This is a genomic window from Geomicrobium halophilum (assembly GCF_014207655.1).
GTDB classification, from domain to species: domain Bacteria; phylum Bacillota; class Bacilli; order Bacillales; family Marinococcaceae; genus Geomicrobium; species Geomicrobium halophilum.
On record NZ_JACHHJ010000002.1, the window covers coordinates 470,125 to 493,368 of the forward strand.

A 23,244-nucleotide genomic window follows, 5' to 3' on the forward strand; every position below is an offset into this window, starting at 1 on the left:
GGGGAGTAAGAATGAATTCATATCTTAAGGAGCTACAAGAACGTAAAGAGAGAGCCCTTCTTATGGGTGGGCAAGAAAAGGTCAATGCCCACCGTGAGGGGGGATTTTACACAGCTCGGGAGCGAATCGATAGACTGGTGGATCAAGACTCATTTTTGGAAATGGGTTTACTTAATCACTCTGATGTTCCGGGTGCAGAACATAAAAGTGCAGCCGATGGGTTGATCTGTGGATTAGCAAAAGTGGAAGGTCGTCCAGTAGTCGTTACAGCTTTAGATAAGACTGTATTTGCTGGGACTGAGGGTACAGTGCATATGAAAAAAGCAAAGGCCTTCCATGATTATGCTGTAAAACGTGGTTTCCCGCTCATAAACCTTGGGGAAGGCGGAGGACTACGTATGCCTGACGGAATGGGTTCAGACAACATAAGCCAAAATATGATGCCTATGACGTTATTAAAACATGAACGTCAGGTTCCTTTAATTACAAGTATCATGGGCGATAGTTTTGGCGGCCCCACATGGTTTGCGGTTTCCTCTGATTTTGTTAGTCAGGTCAAAGGAAGCTGTATGGCCGTCGCCGGGCCACGTATGTTAGAAATAGCGACTGGAGAGAAAGTGTCCCCAGGTGAATTAGGGGGATGGAAGATTCATGCCGAACAAACGGGTCAAACAGATCATGTGGCCGAAGATGAAGAGCATTGTTTGGCAACGATTAAAGAGTTTCTAAAATATATGCCATCCCACGCAGAGGAAGAGCCGCCTTTACATCCTACAGCCGATGATCCAGCGCGAATATTAGATGAAGTTACTACACTCGTGCCGACAAGAACGACGAGGGCTTATGATATGAAAAAGCTTATTAAACTTATCGTCGATGATGGGGAATATTTTGAGATAAAATCCCTATTTGGCAAGGCCTTACTCACTATTCTGGCTCGTTTAAATGGGCGAGTGGTGGGAGTTGTCGCCAATCAGCCAATGCAATACGCTGGAGCGGCAGGGCCTGATGAATGTGATAAAGCCACGGAATTTATTTGCCTTTGTGATTCTTTTCATATTCCGCTCGTCTTTTTACATGACATTCCTGGGTTTCGAGTGAGCAGCGCCGCTGAAAAAGAAAGGATTCCATCTAAGATTATGATTTGGAACCAGGCTTTAGCTCAATCTACAGTTCCTAAATTATCAGTTGTCATTCGGAAAAGCATAGGTGCGGCCTATAGTAATATGTGTGGTCCGGAAATGGGAGCTGATTTTGTTGCTGCTTGGCCGCTAGCAGACATTAATTTTACAGGTCCTGAAGTAGGGGTGAATGTCGTATATGGCCGTCATCTAATAGAAGCAGAGAATCCGAAAGAGGAACGACAAACACTCTTAAAGGAGTGGGAATTCGAAAGCTCACCTTATAAGGCAGCTGCCAAACATCTCATTGATGACGTGATTGATCCTAGAGATACTCGTCAATTTTTATGTCAGTCACTTGAATATGCTTGTCATAAAAATGGCTCTATAAGTGAACGTCGTTTAGCAAACTGGCCGACGGGATTTTAAATCTATTATGACAATACTCGAGGAGTGATCAATAATGGAACGAATCTGGATGAAAAATTGGCCTACCCGTGTACCTACAAAGCTCCATTATTCATTAGGAGAAAAACCGTTGCATGAATATTTGCATCATCATGCGGAAGAGAAACCAGATCAATCTGCATATATCTTCTATGGTACTTCTATTTCTTGGCAAGAGTTAGATCGGTACTCAGACAGTCTTGCCTGTTACTTGCAACGTCAAGGTGTGCAAAAAGGCGATCGAATCGGGATTTACATGCAAAACTGTCCGCAGTATATGATTGCCCATTACGCGATTCAAAAAATCGGGGCCATTGTTTCTCCATTTAACCCAATGTCAAAGGAAGCTGAACTGGCGTATATGGTCGAGCAAATCAATGCTAAGGGGATCATTACCGGTCAAGAGCTATATCCTTTTGTCAAAGCGGTTAAGGATAAAAGTGAGAATTTAGAAATCGTTGTGACGACCAATTACTTGGATTTCTTATCTGAAGGAACTATTCTGCCGATTCCAGAGGAAGTAAGTATGGAAAAGCAGACCTTTGAAGAAGCGGAAGATTTGTTGGATATTATCCGAACGTATCAACCAAACTTTGAAGCTGTACCCATTAACATTTGGGAAGATGTTAGTTTGATGGTTTTTACATCTGGAACGACAGGAAGACCTAAAGCAGCGATGTTAACGTATGGAAATGCCTTGTTTAAAACCGCATCCACTTTTGAAGCTAATGGGTTAAATTATGAAGATCGATCAGTAGCCGTTATGCCCCTTTGTCATATTGCGGGAATGGTCATGGGTGTAAACCTTCCTGTCTATAGCGGATCCACGAGTGTATTGCTAACGAGATTTGAGCCGGAAACGGTCATTACCGCGATGGAACAATATAAGCCTCAAAATTGGTATAGCATCGTACCTATGAATATGGCGATCCTCCATCATCCTGGCATTGAAACACGTGATTTGACGTCTTTAAACCGTAATATGTGTACCAGCTTCGGAATGCCAATTACACAAGACCTCGTCAATCAGTGGAAGAAAGTTACGGAAGGATGTCAATTACATGAAGCTGCTTACGGGCTTAGTGAAACGCATACCTGTGATACATTTATGCCGGCGGATAACGTAAAATTAGGAAGTTGTGGGATTCCTACTCATGAAACAGATATTCGAATCGTTGATCTGGAGAGTGGCGAAGACCTACCAACAGATAAGGAGGGCGAAATTGCTGTAAAAAATCCGGGGGTATTTAAAGGTTATTGGAATCGGCCTGAGGCGACCGCAGAGACATTGCGTGACGGTTGGGTGTTCACGGGAGATATCGGATATATTGATGGGGAAGGATATTTGTATTTTTCCGGGAGAGTAAAAGAAATGATCAAAAGTTCCGGCTACAGTGTATTTCCTGAAGATGTTGAGGCGTTACTCATCGACCATAAAGCCATCGCCCAAGTGGCTGTGATTGGAGTGCCGGATGAGAAGAAAGGGGAAAGTGTCAAAGCATTTGTTGTTCTTCATCCTCAGTATAAAGGGAAGATTTCAGAGACGGAAATTGTAGACTGGGCGAAAGAAAAAATGGCTGCTTATAAGTATCCGCGATATGTGGAATTTCTTCAAAGCGTACCTGCGACCGGATCAGGAAAGGTGTTACGACGCTTGTTAAAGGAAGAAGTGAGGGCGAATGAATAAGGTAAGAAGAATGTTTTATCCATTATATTGAAAGCGCTTACTAAAGGGGTGGTAAATATGTCTTGGCAACCGGAAGTTGACGAAATCAAATATCGAAAAGAATTAGCACAACGCATGGGCGGAAAAGAAAGGGTTCAAAAACATCGTTCCAATGGGAAGCTAACGGTTCGTGAAAGAATTGACGTCCTTCTGGACAGAGGAACTTTTCATGAAAGCGGATCGATTACTGGTAAAGTCACATATCAAAATGGTGAAATAACAGACTTTACACCTGCTAATTTTTTATTAGGAACGGGTGAAATTAATAAACGTAAAGTTGTAATTGGAGCTGATGATTTCACAGTGCGTGGGGGTGCTGCAGATGGAGCCATTATAGTTAAACAAGTCTATTCAGAGAAAATGGCCAATGAATTGCAACTTCCAATGATCCGTCTTGTTGATGGCACAGGCGGAGGGGGGAGTGTCAAAGTATTGGATGACATCGGTTATCCTTATGTGCCTGTAAACCCAGCTTGGGATCTAGTAGTTAAAAATATGGGAACTGTTCCTGTCGTTGCAGCTTGCTTGGGATCGGTGGCCGGCTTAGGAGCGGCGCGGGTAGCCGCTTCCCATTTTTCCATTATGGTTAAGGAGATATCACAACTATTTGTTGCAGGACCCCCAATTGTCAAATTTGGAATGGGCGAGGAGGTTAGTAAGGAGGAGCTGGGTGGTGTTCAAGTTCATCGCTCTAGCGGGGCTGTTGATAATATTGCTGAATCAGAGGAAGATGCCTTTCATCAGATTCGGACGTTTTTGTCTTATCTACCTCAAAATGTTTTCCAAGTTCCTCCTGTTATTGATTCTGATGACGAATCTGAACGAAGGGAAGAAGAATTAATTTTTGTCATTCCTAAGAATAGACGGAGGCCATATCACATTCGAAAAATACTGCCCATGATCTTTGATAAAAATTCCATTTTTGAAATGGGGTGTTATTATGGCGGAAGTACAGTCACAGGGTTAGCACGTTTAGATGGTCATCCAATAGGGTTTTTAGCTCCGGATCCTTATGTACATGGAGCTGGACTTACAGCAGAAAGCAGTCAAAAAATAGAACGTTTTGTGGATTTATGTCAAACCTTTCATTTACCGATCGTTAATCTTGTTGATCAACCGGGAATGATGATCGGTTTAGAAGCTGAGAAAAAAGGCACAATCCGTCAAGGAGTGCGGGCTATCTCAGCGATTTATCAGGCAACTGTGCCGTCCATCGAAATCATTATTCGACGAGTCTATGGTGTCGGTGGCGCAGGAATGAGTAATGGGCATGGACTGAACTTACGCTATGCTTGGCCATCTGGAGATTGGGGCTCTTTGCCGCCGGAAGGAGGCATACAAGTCGCTTATCGACGAGAATTAGAGGCAAGTGAAGACCCCCAAGCCCGGTTACAGGAAATCATGGAAGATATTGAATCTCATCGTTCTCCTATTCGTACTGCTGAAGCATTCGGTATAGAAGAAATTATTGATCCAAGAGATACACGTCCTCTTTTATGTGAATGGGTTCATAACGCTTATGAATTATTGCCTCAGTTGCTTGGGTATTCGACGCATACGATGCGTCCGTAATAGGTTCATGAGGGAGCTTTTGTTAATGCAAAATAGGTTATTCTGAAACTCAAATAGAGGAGGTCTTTCATGGGATTGGAAAGCTTTGAAAATACGATGAACACCGATGAAGAAATCGTGGTCAATAAACTGGAGCAGTAGGCAGAAGAGATTGGTGATAAAACTTTTTTCTACTATGGGGAAGAAGATCAGTGTTTTACTTTTAAACAATTTAATGAAATGTCAAATAGCTTCGTTCATTATTTAAAGAGGCTTGGGGTTAAAAAGGAGACCGGATATCGGTCTTTCTTGTTAACCCGCTGGTGACTACTTTAGCGATGTTTAGTATATGGAAAATAGGGGGCGTTTTCAGTCCTATTAATTTTAATTATCATGGCGCAATCCCAGCTAGAGAAGGTGGTGAAGACGTTATTGTTGCCTTCGTGGTATTACAAAGACAAGAGCAACTAGATGATGATAGCTTAAGAGTTTGGATTAATAGGAGCATGCCCAAATTCATGTGGCCATCGATCATTCGAACTGTATCCAGTTTACCACGAACGCCGACAAATAAGGTTGAAAATTCAAATTAAAGGAAAAATTGCGGAAGAGCCAGAGGAAAGTAAAAATATGTAACCATGTAACTGAGGAGAATGATTATCAGTGTTAGGAAAGGCCCTAACGAAAACCCGGAAGCTGCATCATAAAAAACGGTAAATCAAAAATTCGTTCTACGAAAGGAGCCCCATGAATGTTGTCGTGGTATCGAAACAAATGGGAAGTTTATGTGGGTATACCGCAGGAAGAAGTAAAGCAACTAATGCAAGAAATTTTTGAAGAATGGCAGGTTGGTTATGAAACCAGTTATGCTCCTCCTAATAAGATGTATGATGGTCAACATGAGCAAGTGATTTTGAAAACGGAACAGTTAACTGTGGTACTTATTTATGTTTCGGCTGACCCCATCTCAAGGGTGTTTTCGTCATTTTTAAGTACTAGACAGCATTTAGGTGGGATTACCTATCTATCCATTCATTATAGTCGTGATTCCGATGCTCAGTTAAAAACATTGTTACAGCAATTTAGCCAGCGAGTTCCCAAAGATCCTTGGAGGATTACCACACACCCTCGTTTTCAATTTGCTATTCTCTTAGAGCTAATGAATAAACAAAAATGGAAGAAATTCTCTGCAAATGAAAAAGGAGAGATGGATAGTGACGAATAAAGGTAAAAAATGGTACAAAATACGACCGAGAGATGGAATTTTTCTATTGGGGATTTTCTTTTATGTCATTGTTTTTTTCCTCCCGTGGAGTTATGATGTCATGATTTTAAATGTCTCACTGGTGGCTTGGGGGGCGTATTTATTACACGTACTGGTACCTGCTGTAGGGATTTTATTAATCATAAGTGAAAAGGATATATCAAGTCGTAAGCCTGAACATATGGAAGCAGGTATTTCCAAGGATAAGTAAATGGTTTTTCTTATTTACGAGGGGGGTAATGATGAAAATCATCGAACTGTCGGTGGTGGTTATATACCTGATCGCTTTAATCATTTTAGGTAGAGTGACACAGAAACGTATTTCACAGTCTCAAGCTGGGGTTGAAGAGTACTATGTAGCTGGACGTAATGTTGGCACAGGTGTGAATTCCTTGGCCATGATGGCGGCACTAGGGAGCGGTGGATCGTTTATGGCTGGTACTGGCACCGCTTTTAACCTTGGGTTGCCATTTTTAGCATGGATGACTGTGGGATCAATCGTTGGTTTTTCAGTAGCAAGTGTATTAGTGGCGAAACCGTTACGTAATTCCCGTAAATTCACAGTTTCAGAATTTCTAAATGATCGCTATGGACACATATTTTTTAAAGTGGCCATTCCTATTGTGATTATTATTGGTTCAGCCATGTACCTGATGTCACAAATGACAGCCGGAGGGTTAATCGCTTCCTATGTTACTGGGTTGTCTTATCAATGGGGCCTCCTCATTATTACGGTTGTATTTATCTTGTATGTATCCATGGGTGGGATGTTAGCAGTAACTTGGACAAATATTTTACAAGGGATCATGATGGTTGCCCTTATATCAATCATCACCTTGGGAGGAATTTTTCATTTTCCTATTCGTTGGTCTGAATTTTTTGCTAATACCTTTGCTGAACAACCAATGCTCGGGGCTGTTGGAGGCACTATGCCTATTACTGCTTATCTCGGAGCGTTTGTGACTTGGGCTGCAGCGATATGCGTAACTCCACATTTAATCATGAGAATATTTACATCTTCCAATGCCCGATCAGCAAAACTTTCTATGAATATTAGTATGCTTATGTATGGTAGTTTAATGTTGGCTTCAACATTTGTTCTTGTTCCTTTTGTTCCTCTGTTAGATAGTTCTCTCCTAGAAGCGACCCATTCGGATATGTGGCTTTTGCTGATTGTGGAACAATTTTTTCCTGCGATCCTCGTAGGGGTTATTACGGCAGGAATTATGGCGGCTGTAATGTCAACAACTGATGCTTTACTATTGGCCGTAAGTAGTGCTTTTGCCTATGATTTATATAAAGGAGTATATAAGCCAAAGGCTACCCATCAGCAGATTTTAAGAGCTTCAGCGATTTTCACATGGGTCATTGGCATAACTGTTATGTTTATTACTCTCCATCCACCGCCATTTTTGGTTGTGCTCTATACTGCAGCGGTTGGATTTATGGTAGCTGCACTTTTTGCACCCCTTGTATTTGGCATCTGGTGGAGACAGGCCAACTCAGCGGGAGCAATTACGGGGCTTAGTGTCGGTGCTGTCAGTTTTATGGTAGCTTTTCTCGGTTTTGAGTTACCGTATAATTCAGAGATTTTGATTGCATTACCCCTTTCAATCATTTCGATGATGATTGTATCCGTATGGACACAAGGACCGTCCCAAAACATGCTTGATCGAATGGATCACTATCATCAAGATATTTGATAGGGCTGCCCATAAGTCATCATTCATGACTTATGGGCAGCCTTTCTTCTATGGCATGTTTACTACGGAGAGACTACCCATATCAGCACTAGACTCCGTTTTTCGGCGGAAGCAACGGAGAATTCAGCGCAAGGGACGTTTATTGCAACGTTACGCCGAGGACATTTGGAGCACCAACCCTTTTTTCAGTGTTCATGAGTTTTATTTTCCTCATATGATAAAATGAGATATGTATACTCACCTACCTTCCTAAGGCCACAAGGAGCATGACAAGATGAAATCGATGTGTCGTTATGGTTTTACCGTTAGCATTCTTTTCTATGTGCTTGTGCACATTTTTTCTTTTTTTATGGGAAAGGATTGGATGTTACACCTGATGTCTTTCAGCGGGTTGTTAGCGTTGTTTTTTGCTCTTATCTATCTAAGCCCCCGAAATAGCCCTGTACCTTATTTTCTAACCATTGCCTCTCTCATCATCGGATATTTCACGTTGGGGAATGAATTATGGCCACAGTTATGGGAAGGAATTCGGGAGATGAACAGTATTATATTATTGCTCCTGATTGTTCCCATGATTGGTTGGGTGCTCCGCGAAGAAAATTACATTGAAGCGTTGATCGGATCTGCGAAAAACTTGTTGAGAACGAGTAAACGGTTCTATGCTGGATTAATGTTTATCACTCAGCTCGTAGCTTACTTTCTCTTGTTTGGTGCCATTCCGATGCTGTTTCAATTTGTTCAGGTATTGCTCGGAGACAAAAAGGATGAGGACTGGGAATATTTTAAAGGAACGGCTTTATTACGCGGCTTCGGACTCAGCACGATTTGGGTCATCAGCATCCCTAGTGTTGTGTTTATTATTGAAAGTACTGGTGCCTCTTTAGGATTAACGATGGCACAAGGTTTTTTTATCTCGATTTGCGGAGTTTTTTTATCGCTCTTGTTCGTTACAATTCACGAAAAAAGAAGTGGATTAGATTATACATCCGGCATTCTGGAAGAGTTACATAAAAAAATCCCCACTGATCATGCCAAGTATCATCATTCATTGACCCGCGAATTCGTACTGTTGTTCATCACCCTGTTTGGTCCGGTATTAGTGATTAACTATTTTCTGGACTGGGGTTTGCTCATGATCATATCCATATGTGTGCTTGTTTGGTCTTGCTTTTATTATATCATTAAAAAGAAAGGACATCATTTAAGGAATCATGGTAAAAACTATTTGCGCACAGGTATCCTCCACAAATCTCAGGAATTAGGGATTATGCTTTCGGCCGGCTTGCTGATTAACGTCGTACATGCCTCTGGAGGGGGCTTATGGGTCGTTGACACCATTTTTACTATATCAGAGACCACGTTTATTCATATGTTTTGGATTCTTCCTTTCCTTGTGATCTTTTTAGGATTTATCGGCCTTGGCCCATTGACGGTTATGGTTCTTGTTGGCGGAATATTTCAAGGCGCTTCCTTACCTTATCCCCCTGAATTGATTGTGCTTAGTTTGACTCTGGGCAGTGCGATTACGGTTTTTTTATCACCGTTTATCTTACCGCTGATCGTCTTAAGTCAAGCCAATGGCCTAGCGTTGTGGAAAAATGGATTGAAGTTTAATTTCGGTTATTCAGTAGCGTTTTATGTCATGGTGCAGATGTACTTGCTGATTATGCTTGGGTTGTTATAAGTTCAAAAACGCCCGCAGCTTAAGCCCTGCGGGGATATTATCCCTTTTTAATAACCGCTGTCTTCTACTTCTTCCGTAATATAGACATTATCCAATAGTAAGAGGCCGCTTGGGTGTTGTACAAATCCCTCTACACTATTAGCGACAGCAACCAGGTAATCATTGTGAACGGTAGGAATGACAGGCGCTTCATCAATGATGAGTTGTTCAGCTTCTTCATATAGTTGTTCACGGGTTTCTTCATCACTTTCCTCACGTGCATCAATGATGAGTTCATCTAGTTCTTCGTTCGCGTAGAAGGTCTGATTTCCGTCGGCTCCGAGATTGTCAGAATGGAAATTTGGATGTAGACCATAATCGCCATCACCCGTTGATGTGGACCAGCCTAGGACGAATATATCGTGTTCCCCTTCACCAACGGCATCGAGATAAGCTCCCCATTCGAGCTCTTGAATGTCAGCTTCAACACCGATCTCAGCGAATTGGTCTTGAAAATATTCGGCAACCTGGATACGCATGGGGTTAGCGTCGTTTGTCCAAATCGTTGTTTCAAAGCCATCTTCATAACCGGCATCAGCGAGTAATTCTTCTGCTTGTTCTGGATCGTAAGAAAGCGGGTCAAGGTCGTCACTTGCGCCAAACACTAAATCGCTTAAGGGGCTTTCTGCTACTGAACCATAACCTCCATAGATGCCTTCAAGCATGACTTCTTTATCAATAGCCATGGACAGAGCTCTGCGCACTTGGGCATCGTCAAATGGTTCCTCTTCCGTATTAAAGCCTACATACTCAAATCCGAGTTGTTGCTCGGTGACAAGGGATGCGTTTTCCATTTGTTCTACTTGTCCAACATTCGAAGGTTCAATTTGCTGGGCAAAGTGTGCTTCCCCATTTTCTACCATACCTATTCTCGTGGCCTGTTCAGGGACGACTTGAAAAGATAACGAATCAAGATATGCAGGTTCATCCCAATAGTCAGCATTATTTGTAAGAGTAACTTCGTCTCCCTGGACCCAGTTATCAAACTCAAAAGGCCCAGTGCCAATAGGGTTTGTGTCCAATCCTACATCTCCGTTTGCATCGGCTTCGATCGCTGCTGGACTAATGATGCTGGCAGCACCGTGGGAAAGGTGAGCAGGTAAGGGAGCAAAAGGTTCGCTCGTCGTAATTTCAACGGTGTGTTCGTCTACTGCATCAATGTCTTCCACAAGCTCAAAAAGAGAAGCACGCGGGGAAGCCGTTTCAGGATCAAGTAGCCGTTCGAGACTAGCTACTACAGCTTCTGCATTAAAAGGTTCCCCATCATGGAAGGTAACATCTTCCTGCAGGTTGAATTCCCATGTATGGTCGTCTAGCTGTTCGTAGTTTTCTGCAAGTCCGGGTTGGATTTCCATATTTTCATCTTGATAGACAAGCGTTTCATACACATTCGTATAAATAATGTTTGATGGAACATCACTGGCGGCTTGAGGATCCAGGGTAACTGCATCTGAAGGCATGGCAAGAACCATTTCGCCGCCTTCAACAGGACCAGTTTCTTCATCGTTGGTTTCTTCTTCACCTGTTTCTGGCCCCTCATTCGCCTCTTCAGTAGAAGTCTCATCTAGGTTGTCATCGGTGCAAGCAACTACGCCGAGAAGTAAACTAGTCCCCAATATCGGCATAATTTTTTTCATGGTGGATCCTTCCTCTCTTCATATTTTTCACTCTATTAATAATAAAGTGTAATATACTTTTTAGACTCATTGCAATATAAAAAAGAGAAAGTGTTTGATCATTCCAATTCTTCTGGCCATCTTTCTTGTTGATATGCCATATCCCAGAACATATATTCATAACGACTCGTGTTGAGAAAAATCGCTTCGAGTTGCTCGAGTTCTTCTTCTGTTTTGCCTTCAGCAAGTTCATCCAGTTTAGAAATGAGCCATTCAGCGATTTCGCCGAATTCATCAGATGCATACATCCGCACCCATTCGCCGTATTGTTCATGCTCGGTAGCACCGGGGATTTTTGCGAGTTGGAGGCCAATTTCATAATAGCTCCAGGCACAGGGGAGAATAGCTGCGATGAGTTCGGCGAGCGCACCTTTTTGAGCTTCTGCCATCATATAGCTGCTATAGGCGAGGGTCACTGGCCCGGGGATAGTAGCTTCCAGTTCTTCGCGTGAAATGCCAAGACGTTCGGCGTATGAACGGTGCAATTCCATTTCCGTGTTCAAAGTTTCATCGAGCGCTTTTGCAAAACCCGACATCGTGTCAAGGTCAGGAGCAAGGACGGTCCCCATTGCCATGACACGTGAGTATTCAATAAGGTATTTATAATCTTGGCGCATAAAATATTTAAAAGATTCAAGATCAAGAGTGCCATAGCCAATCCCTTGTACAAAAGGATGCTTATGGCTTGCTTTCCAAATAGCATCAGCGTTTTTACGAATGCGTTGGGTGAATGTCATATGGACCACTCCTTTGGCTGGTTACACCACATGGTGATAAAGCGAAGCAGTGTTTTTGTATAGTTGAGTAATTGGTCGATGTTCATCTGTTCATTGACAGCGTGGGCATGTTCTAATTTTCCGGGACCGTAACAGACCGTCGGTATGCCTGCCTCCGCGAGCCAACCTCCGTCGTTCACAGACGGAGACATGGAAATTTTCACAGGTTCCGCGTATGTGGATTCATGAGCCTCTTGTAAGAAATGAACACCCAGATGTTTCTCATCGATAGAAAAAGAAGGAAAGACTTCGCCTCGATCCTCAATCATGGATGCTCCACCCCAGTGAAATGTAGGCGGATGATCTTTCATCCACAGATCAGCATTTGCTGTTGCCAGCAGGTGGTTCTCGATTTCTTTGGCCACTGAATCAGCGCTTTCATCCGGATAAAAATGGACAGTGATCCACAGCCTACATTCATCAGCCACGAATGCGGCATGGCGTCCGCCTTCAATGACAGCGGGATTAATCGTATTTGTTCCAGGGGAAAATCCTGGGTATGATTTATGAATCGCCCAGTCTCGTTCCAACTCCTGTAAAGCCGTTATTAGTTTGGTCATTTTCTCGATAGCGCTGGCTGCACGTAACTCTCCGCCAGCATGAATCATACGGTGGCGCGTTCCGTCATGATGAGTCGTCGGGCTTTTTACCGTGACCCACCCTGTAACCACACCACCTTGACCGTGGATTTCGCAATCACTCGTATCGGCAACGAGTGCGAAATCAGCACTGTATCCACGGTCGCAGCACTGTTTTGTCCCTGCCTCCCCGACTTCTTCGCCAATCACGGATTGAAGTATTATATCGCCCCGAAGGGCAATACCGTATTCATGCAACAGTCGAAGTGAGAACAAGCAGGCAGCGATGCCCCCTTTCATATCCGCGGCTCCACGCCCGAAGAGTGTTCGGTCTTTTACGGTTGCTTCGAATGGTGGAGTTTGCCAAAATTCATCCTCCTCCACTGCAGCGACATCTACGTGGCCGTTTAAAATCAGACTTTGATACTCGGAAGACTTCGAGCCCTTACGGGTTCCAACAACATTTGGATCGCCTGAATATACATCCCATTGATCAATCGTAAATTGTGTGGCTCGCAACTCATCAGCGATGTAATGCTGGATCTCCGTTGTGTTTCTAGCCGGCGGGGCAGGAGTGGGGAAGGCAATTAAATCTGAAAGTAGTTGGATCAACTCGTCTTCTCGTTCATCGACCTTTTGTATAAGGTTTTCTATGTCTTCGATCCTCCATCAACTCCTTTAAAAAAACCACTTCAGTAGAGAAGTGGTCACGGTAGGATACATAGGTATTCATCCATCCACTTCCCTCCGCTAGTATGAACTAGATCAGGTCATAAGGGTCGAGGCAATGTCTCTCTCAGCTCATGGGAGCACCCCTAGTGGTTTGATTCATTTTCTATTACTGCTCATCAAAGTATCATAAATAATAATATAAATCAAATATTAGAAAAAAACTATAAAATTACTGGGGGATGCAGTCTAGGGAAAAGAATGATATACTTTTTAAATTAAAATATTCGAAAAAACCGATAACATTTATGCGTGAGGAGGGGTGTTCTTCCATGCTATACCCATTAAGTGAAAATGCAATCCATATTACCCTTGGGCATAACATCGATCCGGAGATTCATCAACGAGTAAAAAAAATAATGGAACGAGTTGAGGAAGAGCCGTTTCACGGATATGTTGAATGTGTCCCGAGTTACACCGGTGTAACTGTCTTTTACGATCCAATCAATATTTATCATACAATGGAAGAAAAGAAGGGATCACCTAGTGAATCCGTGATGAGGTATTTAAAGAAGGTGGTCGACTCGCTAGATGCAATACCTCAAAGCAAAGAAAGTGGCAATGTTGTGACAATCCCTGTTTGTTACGACGAAGACTTCGGACCGGATCTGTCACACGTTGCGGTAGAAAATGGTCTCACTAAAGATGAAGTCATTCAAATCCACACAAGTGGTGAATATCTCGTTTATATGATTGGATTTGCGCCGGGATTTCCGTTTCTCGGAGGGATGGAAGATGATATTGCTACGCCGCGTAAGCGTGAACCCAGAACGAAGATTCCTGCTGGGTCGGTAGGCATTGCTGGTTCTCAAACAGGCATTTATCCGATTGAAACGCCGGGTGGGTGGCAGTTAATCGGACAGACGCCCGTTAGAATGTTCGATTCCCATCGCGAAGAACCGAGCTTACTAAAGGCTGGTGATCATGTTCGATTCAAGGCCATTACATACGAAGAGTTTAATGCATACAAGGAGGGGGACCTGTGAGCCTGCAAATCATGACAACGGGTCTGTTCACAACCGTTCAGGATGGAGGCCGGTTGGGTTTTTTACATCAAGGGGTATTGGAGAGCGGAGCGATGGATCGAGAATCGTTGAAAAGTGCGAATTGCATTGTTGGCAATGATGAAAACGAAGGGGCGCTTGAGATGACAATGACAGGCCCCCGGATCAAAGTTGAGGCAGATACCCTCATAGCTGTAACAGGCGGCGGGATGGTTCCGGTCATTAACGGAGAAACGTATTCACTTGGTGCCCCCTTATTTATTCCTGCTAATAGCGAACTTGCGTTTAAGCCGACGAACCGGGGGTGTCGGGCTTATCTAGCGGTTGCCGGGGGTATTGATGTTCCCCTCGTGATGAATAGTAAAAGTACCTATGTACGCGCAGGTATCGGTGGCTTTAAAGGTAGAGCCCTTCAGAAAGGGGATCGTTTATATATTGGAGAAAAGAATGAAGAGGCAGAGAAACGTTTGGCAATGATCACCAGCAAAGGAGGAGGCCAGCCTTTTTCCGAACGTTGGGGCGCAAACGCACGTCTACTTGGTGACGGGGATAGAAAGATACGAGCTTTCCCTGGGACTCACTATGAAACATTTACAACGGAAAGCCAAGATCGATTTTTTCAAAGTGAGTTTACCATTTCTACTCAATCTGACCGTATGGGCTATCGGTTACACATGATTCCCCCGCTTGAATGGATGGAATCCGTCAATTTACTATCAGAAGCGGTTGCGTTTGGAACTGTGCAAGTTCCCCATGATGGTCAACCGATCGTGTTAATGGCGGATCGACAGACCACCGGCGGATATCCGCGAATTGCACAAGTGGCCGCGGTTGATTTAGGAAGGCTTGCCCAATTACGTCCAAATGAAACCGTAAGATTTGAAAAAATAACATTTGCAAAAGCTGAAGAACTTTACCTCCAACAAGCGCAGGCGATGCATGAAAGAAAAATAGGGATATCTTTAAAATGGCAGAAGTGACATGCAAAATCTCGGGGACTCCTCGGGGTTTTTATTTGTCATTTAAGCGGTTGTTTAAAACTGCGCTGCGCGCCGAAAAAATTCCTCAAGCGCTGAATAAAATGCCCAACGCGCCGAATTATATAGGTCGTACGCTGAATAAACGTGTTGCCGCGTCGAAAAAACCACCCCTCGCGCCGAATCCTGTTTCGCACGCGCTCGCTCACTCGCCCAAGATCTTTTGAAACATTGCACTGGCGATTCATTTTCATGCTTAATGGGGTGTTTGAACACGATTTATAAGGGGGTTATACGGTCATACATTCGCTGAATAAAAGCTGTTGATGGCCCGTGTTAAATGCGGTAGAATGGGTCGCTCCGGTGTCGTTTTCGCTCGCGTCTGACATCGATGTAACAATGATGTATGAAATCGAAGATATCGCTAAAGAAAGGAGAATGTAACCCTACTATATCGGTACATTACCCATGCCGTTTAGATAAAGAATACGAGATACATGCCAGGAGGTTTTCCTCAAGGCATATGTTCATGACCAACGTCAAAAAATCAAAGGCATCGGTTTACTTTAGCGTTTAAATAAGGGAGAGTGTAAAATGAATCAAAGGTTAAATCCGCGCATGACTGATAAGGAGCGTAAGCGTTTTTTACGCGGGGCCATCTTTTTAATGGCGACTTCAGCGATAGGACCTGCTTTTCTTACGCAGACCGCTTCATTTACCGAAGATTATCTTGCAAGCTTTGCTTTTGCGATTCTGCTCTCGATCATTATTGATGTCGGGGTTCAGCTTAACATTTGGCGAGTGATTTCCGTATCTGGAAAACGAGGGCAAGAAATTTCAAACATGGTAATACCTGGTCTAGGTTATGTCATTGCTATATTAATTATCCTCGGAGGCTTTGCGTTTAACATTGGAAATCTTGGCGGCGCGGGCCTGGGTCTCAATGTCCTTTTTGATCTTCCGTTGGAAATAGGCGCTGCAATTATTACAGTTATTACGATTACTATCTTTTTGATCAAAAATTACGAACGGGTCATGGATGTTTTGCTGCAAATATTTGGCTCGGTCATGCTCCTCATGACTGGCTATGTTATGCTGAGTACAAATCCGCCCTATAGAGAGGCACTTGTTCAATCTGTATTCCCGGAGGATTATTTACTGATGCTCCTCCCGCTCGTGACCATTGTTGGCGGAACGGTCGGCGGCTATATCTCATTTGCCGGTGGACATCGTCTCGTTGATGCGGGAATTACAGGTAAAGATAATGTAGGATTTGTAAGTCGCGCCTCGATCTATGGGATTTTAACGACGAGTGTGATGCGTGTTTTCCTCTTTTTGGCGTTTTTAGGTGTGGTAAGTGCCGGTTTTTCTCTTGATGAAAATAACCCTGCAGCTACACCCTTTCTCGTCGGTCTTGGCGAACTGGGCTACTATATGTTCGGTGTTGTACTAACTGTAGCCGCCATTAGCTCAATCATCGGAGTTGCCTACACAAGTATGTCGTTCCTGCGCTCTTTTCACCCTGTATTTGAAAAACACAACGGGTGGTTTATTGTTGTTTTTATCACTGCTTCATCACTTATATTTATATCCATCGGTGAGCCGGTAATGCTTTTGATTCTTGCCGGGGCCTTAAATGGGATGATCTTGCCCATCGTTCTTACGACGATACTTGTCGCATCACGAAAAAAATCGGTCGTTGGTGATTATCACCATCCAACTTGGCTCATCGTTTTCGGGGCAATTACAGTGCTATTTACGATTGGTGCAAGCATTTTGGCATTTGAAGATATCGTTGCTCTCTGGTTTAACTAATCATATACAAGGGAGGATTCATGATGAAAACCATCGACTTAAACTGTGATATGGGGGAAAGTTTTGGTGCCTATACAATGGGGTCAGATGAAGAAATTCTTCCTTACATTTCTTCAGCGAACATCGCTTGTGGCTTTCATGCCGGTGACCCTTCAACGATGCGCAAGACGGTGCGACTAGCCATTCATCATGATGTTGCGATTGGGGCACACCCTGGCTTACCAGACTTGGTAGGTTTCGGGAGGCGGAATATGGACATCTCCCTGGAAGAAGCGTACGACCTTGTCGCTTACCAAGTCGGTGCATTGTGGGGGGTTGTTCAGGCCGAGGGAGGCCGGCTACGCCATGTAAAAGCGCACGGTTCCCTCTATAATATGGCGACCACCCATGTGGCGCTGGCTGAAGCAATTGCGCAGGCTGTGTACGATATCGATCCAAACCTTGTCCTCTTTGGCCTGGCTGGCGGTGCGCTCTTGGATGCTGGAGAAAATGTTGGCTTGAAGACAGCCAGTGAAGTTTTTGCCGATCGCACGTATCAGGAGGATGGAACACTGACTTCCAGGCGCCTTGAGAACGCCTTGATTGAGGATGCGGAGCAAGCAGCTCAACAGGTCATCCGTATGATCGGAGAGCGAAAAGTACACACACTTCAAGGCAAGGACGTTGATATTCTAGCAGAAACTGTATGTATTCACGGAGACGGCCCTCACGCATTAGCATTTGCAAAAAATGTTCGTGAAAAAATCGAGGGCGCAGGTATTCACGTGCAAACATAGAGGCTAGAAAAAACGGAGGCTTACCGCAAGATCTTGTGGCGGAAGCCTCTGTTTTTTGTATGCTGTTTCGTTCGTTAATGGGTGGTGTACAATACGCAGCCGGGAATGATTGACAGAAAATGAATGAAGCGAGCGTTAGCATCGAGGTATTTGTTCAGAAGATGGTACAATAAACGAGAAAATTCTAAGTGATAGAAAGGTTGGAGAACCCGATGCTTCTTATCGCCATATCTTCTCCAAAACAGATATGATGTATCAAAGTTTAGACGATTGCGTCCTCGACCTTGAGAAACAAGGCGAACTTGTCCGTATTCGAGAAGAAGTTGACCCTTATTTGGAAATGCCATCAATCCACCGCAGAGTGTATCAAGAAGGCGGGCCTGCTATTTTATTTGAAAATGTGAAAGGGTCGAAATATCGTGCGGTCTCAAACTTATTTGGAACTCCGGAACGTAGTAAATACATGTTACGTAAAACCTGGGATGGAGTGCATGATGTGATCGCGATGCGTGATGATCCGATGAGTGCGCTCAAGCATCCGTTTAAAAATGTGAGTACTGGTGTCTCTGCAATGAAGGCATTGCCGATGCGGCGAGCGAGCATAAAAACGTCCAAGCTAGAGGAAATTAATATCTCTGACTTGCCGATGGTGCAATCATGGCCTGATGATGGCGGAGCCTTCGTGACGTTACCGCAAGTGTACACAGAAGATCCGGAAAACCCAGGAATGATGAACGCAAATCTCGGTATGTACCGGGCCCAGCTAAATGGCAATGATTATGAACAGGACAAAGAAATCGGTTTGCATTACCAGATCCATCGCGGCATCGGTGTACACCATACGAAAGCGAAGCAAAAAGGCGAACCTTTAAAAGTGAGCATATTTATTGGTGGCCCTCCTGCCCACACGTTGGCGGCTGTTATGCCTCTCCCTGAAGGACTCAGTGAAATGTTGTTTGCCGGCCTGCTTTCCGGCCGTCGTTTTCGCTATAGCTATGAGGACGGCTATTGTATCAGTCATGATGCGGATTTTGTTATCACGGGCGAGGTCTATCCTGAGGATACAAAGCCAGAAGGCCCGTTTGGCGACCATCTCGGTTACTACAGCCTTAAGCATCTTTTCCCTGTGTTGCGTGTGCATAAAGTGTATGGAAAACCAGATGCGATTTGGCCGTTTACAGTAGTCGGGCGTCCCCCTCAAGAAGATACAAGTTTTGGCGAAATTATTCATGAACTAACCGGAAAAGCGATCACACAAGAGCTCCCAGGGGTCAAAGAAGTACATGCTGTTGACGCTGCAGGGGTGCATCCACTTCTTTTGGCCAATGGCAGTGAGCGGTATACGCCTTTTGAACAAGTGAAACAACCGATGGAGCTGTTAACAATTGCCAATCGTATTCTCGGATTTGGGCAGTTAAGCTTAGCGAAATATTTATGGATTACTGCTGAAGATGACCCGGCAATCAGCACCCATAACGAGCTGGAATTTATGCAGTATATTCTTGAAAGGATAGACCTTCATCGGGATTTGCACTTCCAGACGAACACAACGATTGATACGCTTGATTATTCAGGGACAGGATTGAATAGTGGCAGCAAGGTCGTATTAGCCGCTTATGGTGAGAAAAAACGAGAACTCTGCCGCGAAATGCCGGAGGGGCTGGACAACATCAAAAGTATGCGTCAACCTCAGCTCGTTATGCCGGGAGTAGTAGCGGTAGAAATCGGTGATTATGAGGGTGAAGGGGCTGCTGTAGAAGAAATCAACGCAATGGCCGATGAGATTTCAAAGCATATTGATATGACTCCTTGTCCGCTTGTCATCGTTTGTGACGACAGCACATTTCTCAGCCAATCAAAAGAGAATTTTCTTTGGGCAACCTTCACACGCAGTAATCCATCCCACGATATGCATGGCATCAATCGTTTTATTGAGCATAAACATTGGGGTTGTGACACCATGATCATTGATGCTCGTATCAAACCCCATCATGCTCCGCCGTTGATTGAAGATGAAGAAGTTGAAGCGAAAATTGAACGGTTTTTTGAGGATGGAAGATTTGTCGGTGATCGTACAAGTTCATAAATTGATGTAAAAAAGGCTGCGGAAAGGTGCAGCCTTTTTCGTTTTTTCCTTTGACGCATTGAACGACCCTTAACCCTTAACCCTTAACCCTTAACCAGAAGCAGTTTCTGCTCCTTGTGCCGGGACTGTCTGCGATTGATTACGAATACGTTTGATATTAAAATGCATCAGAATCGATATCATAAGGGCTACTGTTAATAGGAAGATAAAGAGTACGAAAGCGGCTGTGAAATTGTTTGTGAGTTCAAAAGTAACCGAGACAGCTGTAGGTCCGGCAATGCCGGCCATTGCCCAGGCCGTCAACGTATAGCCATGAATCGCACCGAGCTGTTTCGTTCCGAATAAGTCGCCAATATATGCCGGTAGACAGGCAAACCCACCGCCATAACAAGTCATAATAATGTAGAGAAGAATGGAAAAAAGAATGATATTCGTTGTAAGTGGCAAAAGAATAAAAGCGCCTAATTGCAAGGCAAAAAATATCATGTAGGTATTCGTACGCCCAATATAGTCAGATGCACCTGCCCAGCCAATTCTTCCGAAGCCATTGAAAAAACCCATAATTCCAACAATGGTAGCCGCAGTAGCTGAACTGGCGCCTGTGATCGTCTGTGTCATGTTAGAAGCTACGGCAAGAAGCATGATCCCCGCGGAAATGTTAATGAACATCATGCCCCATAACAAGTAAAATCGAAGCGTTTTCAATGCTTCCCGAGCGTTTAATTGAGCAAGATCCTCTTGCTTCGTTTTTTTCTTTTGTTTTTTACCTTCTTGTTCATGTCCGCGCATATTGGCCGGTTGCCAACCCTCTGGCGGCGGTGCAAGATAGCTTGCTCCGGAGAACATGAGAATTAAATAAGCGGCTCCTAGTATGTAAAAAGTAGCTGGAATTGTCAACGTCCCCATCAACCAGTCGGCAACAGGACTTGTGATTAACGATCCGGCCCCGAAGCCAAGAACAGCCATACCTGTAGCCAGACCCCGACGGTCTGGGAACCATTTGACCAAAGTGGAAACAGGAGAGATATACCCGATCCCTAGACCAATTCCCCCAATAACACCATAAAAGACCACAAAAAGCGGAAAGCTATCCACCTGTACGCTAAGCCCGGATCCTAATGTACCTATGCCAAAAAGAATAGCAGAGATCATGGCAGAGCGCTTAGGGCCATTCCTTTCGACGAATTTCCCCATGAAAGCTGCTGACATCCCTAAAAAGAAAATCGCTGTTGTAAAGGCGAGAGTAACGGCGGAAATTTCCCAGCCAACACTTTCATTCAAAGGATTTTGGTAAACGCTATAGGCGTATACGGAGCCAATAGACAAGTGAATGGCTATGGCTGATAAAGCAATGAGCCAGCGGTTTCGATTCGCTTTCAATAGTAAGGGCTCCTTTCTTGACTAGAAAAATGAGTGAATAGTCATAATCTACCATAGTATTTTTATTTGCACAACTTTATATTGCGTTAGGGAAGGAATCGTTTCAGTACGCTAAGCTCCTTCCCCTAATTTTCCTCTCTTATTTTTGCTGATATAATAGTAACTGCCCCCAACCAAAACACTTCCGCCTATGATATTTCCTATCGTGACGGGAATTAGATTATGAAAAAAACCAGCGATCGTTACGGTCTCTGACCCTCCATGTACCAACGCCATGCTTAAAATTGCCATGTTGGCAACGCTGTGTTCCATGCTTGACGCCACGAAGGCAAAAATGAGTACAAAAATAAGGAAGAGTTTAGCCATATCATTTTCTGTGCGCAAAGAGGCCCAAATGGCAAGGCAGACAAGCCAATTGCAAAGGATGGCTCGAAAGAAGAGTTCTATAACGCCGGGGTTTATCTTTTCTTCAGCCAGCGTCATCATGAAATGATCCGGTCCTACCTCAGCAAATAATCCTGAGAACAGTACAAGTAGAGAAAAAGCCAAGGCTCCGATAAGATTACCAAGGAAGCTCCACCCCCAAATCCCGAGAGTGTCTCTCCATTCTGTTACCTTCGAAAGTGAGCTCACTGTAAAGATTAAATGATTTCCGGTGAATAAATCTGAACCTGCAAAAAGCACAAGTGCTAAGGCTATCCCAAATACAACGCCAGTTACCGCGCCAAGCATCGGTGAATCCACCGCGCTTAGCGGGGCTCCGACAGCGAAAAGCACAATGGTACCAATTCCAAGGTAGCCGCCAGCCAAAATCGAAGAGACAAGGTAGCGGGGGAGGCTGGATTGTAAAAGCCCTTTCTTTGTCTGCGCCTGGTTATTTAATGTTTTAAGGGTATCGTGATACATACGTCTCCTTTCATGCTTCTGGCGTTTGTATGTATTTTAAGTACTTTGAAACCATTTATACTTACGGAAAGGGGAAGTTTAGGAAGGGGGAGATCTATTAAAGGAACCCCGGAGAGGAAATGACACCGAGGTTTGTTAATTTACGCACTTTTTTCCATTTCTTCATCTGCTTCTTCTTCTTTTTTCTTGTTACCAATATAGAAATAGAGACTTGCAATGAAAAATCCTGCGCCAATAATATTTCCGATCGTAACTGGGATCATATTATAGATGAATCCGCCGATTGTGACGGTCTCTGTTCCGCCATGAGCCAGCGCGATGCCGAACAGCGACATGTTGGCAACGCTATGTTCCATATCGGAAACGATAAAGACAGTAATGAGGATAAAAATAAGAAAGAGTTTTGCTGCATCGTTATTCACTCGTAAATTCGTCCAAATCGCGAGGCAGACCACCCAATTAGCGATGATGGCTCGGAAAAATAGTTCCGTGACGCTTGCAGTCATTTTATCTTCTGAGAGCGTCATCATGAAATGATTCGCCCCTGCATCGGCAAAAACACCAGAGAATAGGATAAATATAGAGAAAACGATAGCGCCTAGGAGGTTACCAATGTAACTCCATCCCCAAACAAGAAAGGTGTCCTTCCAACTTGTTACTTTTGATAGGGCGCTTGTAGTAAAAATTAAACAGTTGCCTGTGAACAGTTCTGAGCCGGCGATAAGAACGAGCGCTAAACCGACCCCAAACGAAAGGCCCGTGATTAAATCTAGCATCGGTGAATTGGCCTGATCGAGTGGCTCTCCCACTGCATACATTACAAGAGAACCAACGCCTACATAAGCCCCGGCAAGCATTGCTGCAACAAGGTAGCGAAGTGGACTGGATTTAAAAAGTCCATGCTTTGTACGCGCTTGATTATTTAAATCGTCTAGCGTGTCGTTGTACAACCTTCTCCCTCCAAATTTGTTATATATAATACCTTTAAGAAGATGTTCAAAAAGAA

20 protein-coding genes and 1 riboswitch are annotated in these 23,244 nt (G+C 43.9%); of the genes, 14 read left to right on the top strand and 6 right to left on the bottom strand.

Annotated elements, in window-relative coordinates; all coding sequences use genetic code 11:
- Positions 1-11: 11 nt before the first annotated feature.
- The 8 genes from HNR44_RS10265 (at position 12) to HNR44_RS10300 (ending at position 9,496) form a co-directional block, all read left to right on the top strand.
- Positions 12-1,550 (top strand): acyl-CoA carboxylase subunit beta, encoded by a 1,539-nt coding sequence (locus HNR44_RS10265; protein ID WP_184404065.1) that lies wholly within the window; start codon positions 12-14, stop codon positions 1,548-1,550.
- A gap of 34 nt (positions 1,551-1,584) precedes the next feature.
- Complete coding sequence (locus tag HNR44_RS10270; protein WP_184404067.1) at positions 1,585-3,255, top strand: class I adenylate-forming enzyme family protein; 1,671 nt, start codon at positions 1,585-1,587, stop codon at positions 3,253-3,255.
- Between the two features lie 57 nt (positions 3,256-3,312).
- Entirely contained in the window at positions 3,313-4,866 is a 1,554-nt protein-coding gene (locus HNR44_RS10275; RefSeq protein ID WP_184404069.1) for an acyl-CoA carboxylase subunit beta, read from the top strand.
- A 317-nt stretch (positions 4,867-5,183) separates the two neighbouring features.
- Positions 5,184-5,438, top strand: a complete 255-nt coding sequence (locus HNR44_RS18090; RefSeq protein ID WP_184404070.1) for an AMP-binding enzyme — start codon at positions 5,184-5,186, stop codon at positions 5,436-5,438.
- Positions 5,439-5,596: 158 nt separating this feature from the next.
- Positions 5,597-6,070 carry a hypothetical protein gene (locus HNR44_RS10285; protein WP_184404072.1) on the top strand — a complete coding sequence of 158 codons (474 nt, stop codon included), beginning with the start codon at positions 5,597-5,599 and terminating at the stop codon, positions 6,068-6,070.
- A complete protein-coding gene (locus tag HNR44_RS10290) occupies positions 6,060-6,320 on the top strand; it encodes a hypothetical protein (protein ID WP_184404074.1) in 261 nt (86 codons plus the stop codon). Before HNR44_RS10285 ends, HNR44_RS10290 begins: the two co-directional genes overlap by 11 nt.
- 28 nt (positions 6,321-6,348) lie before the next feature.
- Positions 6,349-7,812: a sodium:solute symporter family protein gene (locus HNR44_RS10295; protein ID WP_184404076.1), complete on the top strand. Its 1,464-nt coding sequence runs from the start codon at positions 6,349-6,351 to the stop codon at positions 7,810-7,812.
- A gap of 274 nt (positions 7,813-8,086) precedes the next feature.
- On the top strand, positions 8,087-9,496 hold the full coding sequence (locus HNR44_RS10300; protein ID WP_184404078.1) for a hypothetical protein: 1,410 nt from the start codon (positions 8,087-8,089) through the stop codon (positions 9,494-9,496).
- Positions 9,497-9,543: 47 nt separating this feature from the next.
- Here the strand turns inward: HNR44_RS10300 and HNR44_RS10305 are convergent, their stop codons facing one another.
- From HNR44_RS10305 to HNR44_RS10315, 3 genes are all read right to left on the bottom strand, one after another.
- The gene (locus HNR44_RS10305) at positions 9,544-11,172 is read right to left on the bottom strand and encodes a glutathione ABC transporter substrate-binding protein (RefSeq protein WP_184404080.1); all 1,629 of its coding nucleotides are present in this window, start codon (positions 11,170-11,172) and stop codon (positions 9,544-9,546) included.
- Positions 11,173-11,270: 98 nt separating this feature from the next.
- Positions 11,271-11,948 (bottom strand): thiaminase II, encoded by a 678-nt coding sequence (tenA, locus tag HNR44_RS10310; protein ID WP_184404082.1) that lies wholly within the window; start codon positions 11,946-11,948, stop codon positions 11,271-11,273.
- A complete protein-coding gene (locus HNR44_RS10315) occupies positions 11,945-13,228 on the bottom strand; it encodes an acetylornithine deacetylase (RefSeq protein ID WP_184404174.1) in 1,284 nt (427 codons plus the stop codon). The genes tenA and HNR44_RS10315 overlap by 4 nt, the downstream gene beginning before the upstream one ends.
- Before the next feature lie 62 nt (positions 13,229-13,290).
- Positions 13,291-13,392, bottom strand: a riboswitch (TPP riboswitch).
- A 174-nt stretch (positions 13,393-13,566) separates the two neighbouring features.
- On the opposite strand from HNR44_RS10315, the gene pxpB reads away from it, so the two are divergent.
- The 6 genes from pxpB to HNR44_RS10345 all read left to right on the top strand — a co-directional run bounded on the left by pxpB (position 13,567) and on the right by HNR44_RS10345 (position 19,952).
- The gene (gene pxpB, locus HNR44_RS10320; RefSeq protein WP_246407246.1) at positions 13,567-14,280 is read left to right on the top strand and encodes a 5-oxoprolinase subunit PxpB; all 714 of its coding nucleotides are present in this window, start codon (positions 13,567-13,569) and stop codon (positions 14,278-14,280) included.
- Positions 14,277-15,278 (top strand): 5-oxoprolinase/urea amidolyase family protein, encoded by a 1,002-nt coding sequence (locus HNR44_RS10325; protein ID WP_184404084.1) that lies wholly within the window; start codon positions 14,277-14,279, stop codon positions 15,276-15,278. The genes pxpB and HNR44_RS10325 overlap by 4 nt, the downstream gene beginning before the upstream one ends.
- A complete protein-coding gene (locus HNR44_RS10330) occupies positions 15,266-15,502 on the top strand; it encodes a hypothetical protein (protein ID WP_184404086.1) in 237 nt (78 codons plus the stop codon). Before HNR44_RS10325 ends, HNR44_RS10330 begins: the two co-directional genes overlap by 13 nt.
- 367 nt (positions 15,503-15,869) lie before the next feature.
- On the top strand, positions 15,870-17,090 hold the full coding sequence (locus HNR44_RS10335; protein WP_184404088.1) for an NRAMP family divalent metal transporter: 1,221 nt from the start codon (positions 15,870-15,872) through the stop codon (positions 17,088-17,090).
- 23 nt (positions 17,091-17,113) lie between these two features.
- Positions 17,114-17,866 (top strand): LamB/YcsF family protein, encoded by a 753-nt coding sequence (locus HNR44_RS10340; protein ID WP_184404178.1) that lies wholly within the window; start codon positions 17,114-17,116, stop codon positions 17,864-17,866.
- Between the two features lie 250 nt (positions 17,867-18,116).
- Positions 18,117-19,952 carry a UbiD family decarboxylase gene (locus HNR44_RS10345; protein ID WP_184404180.1) on the top strand — a complete coding sequence of 612 codons (1,836 nt, stop codon included), beginning with the start codon at positions 18,117-18,119 and terminating at the stop codon, positions 19,950-19,952.
- Between the two features lie 90 nt (positions 19,953-20,042).
- On the opposite strand, the gene HNR44_RS10350 is transcribed toward HNR44_RS10345, so the two are convergent.
- The 3 genes from HNR44_RS10350 to HNR44_RS10360 form a co-directional block, all read right to left on the bottom strand.
- Positions 20,043-21,332 (bottom strand): L-lactate MFS transporter, encoded by a 1,290-nt coding sequence (locus HNR44_RS10350; RefSeq protein ID WP_184404090.1) that lies wholly within the window; start codon positions 21,330-21,332, stop codon positions 20,043-20,045.
- Positions 21,333-21,443: 111 nt separating this feature from the next.
- Positions 21,444-22,238: a formate/nitrite transporter family protein gene (locus HNR44_RS10355; protein ID WP_184404092.1), complete on the bottom strand. Its 795-nt coding sequence runs from the start codon at positions 22,236-22,238 to the stop codon at positions 21,444-21,446.
- 140 nt (positions 22,239-22,378) lie between these two features.
- On the bottom strand, positions 22,379-23,188 hold the full coding sequence (locus tag HNR44_RS10360; protein ID WP_246407248.1) for a formate/nitrite transporter family protein: 810 nt from the start codon (positions 23,186-23,188) through the stop codon (positions 22,379-22,381).
- Between the last annotated feature and the right edge of the window lie 56 nt (positions 23,189-23,244).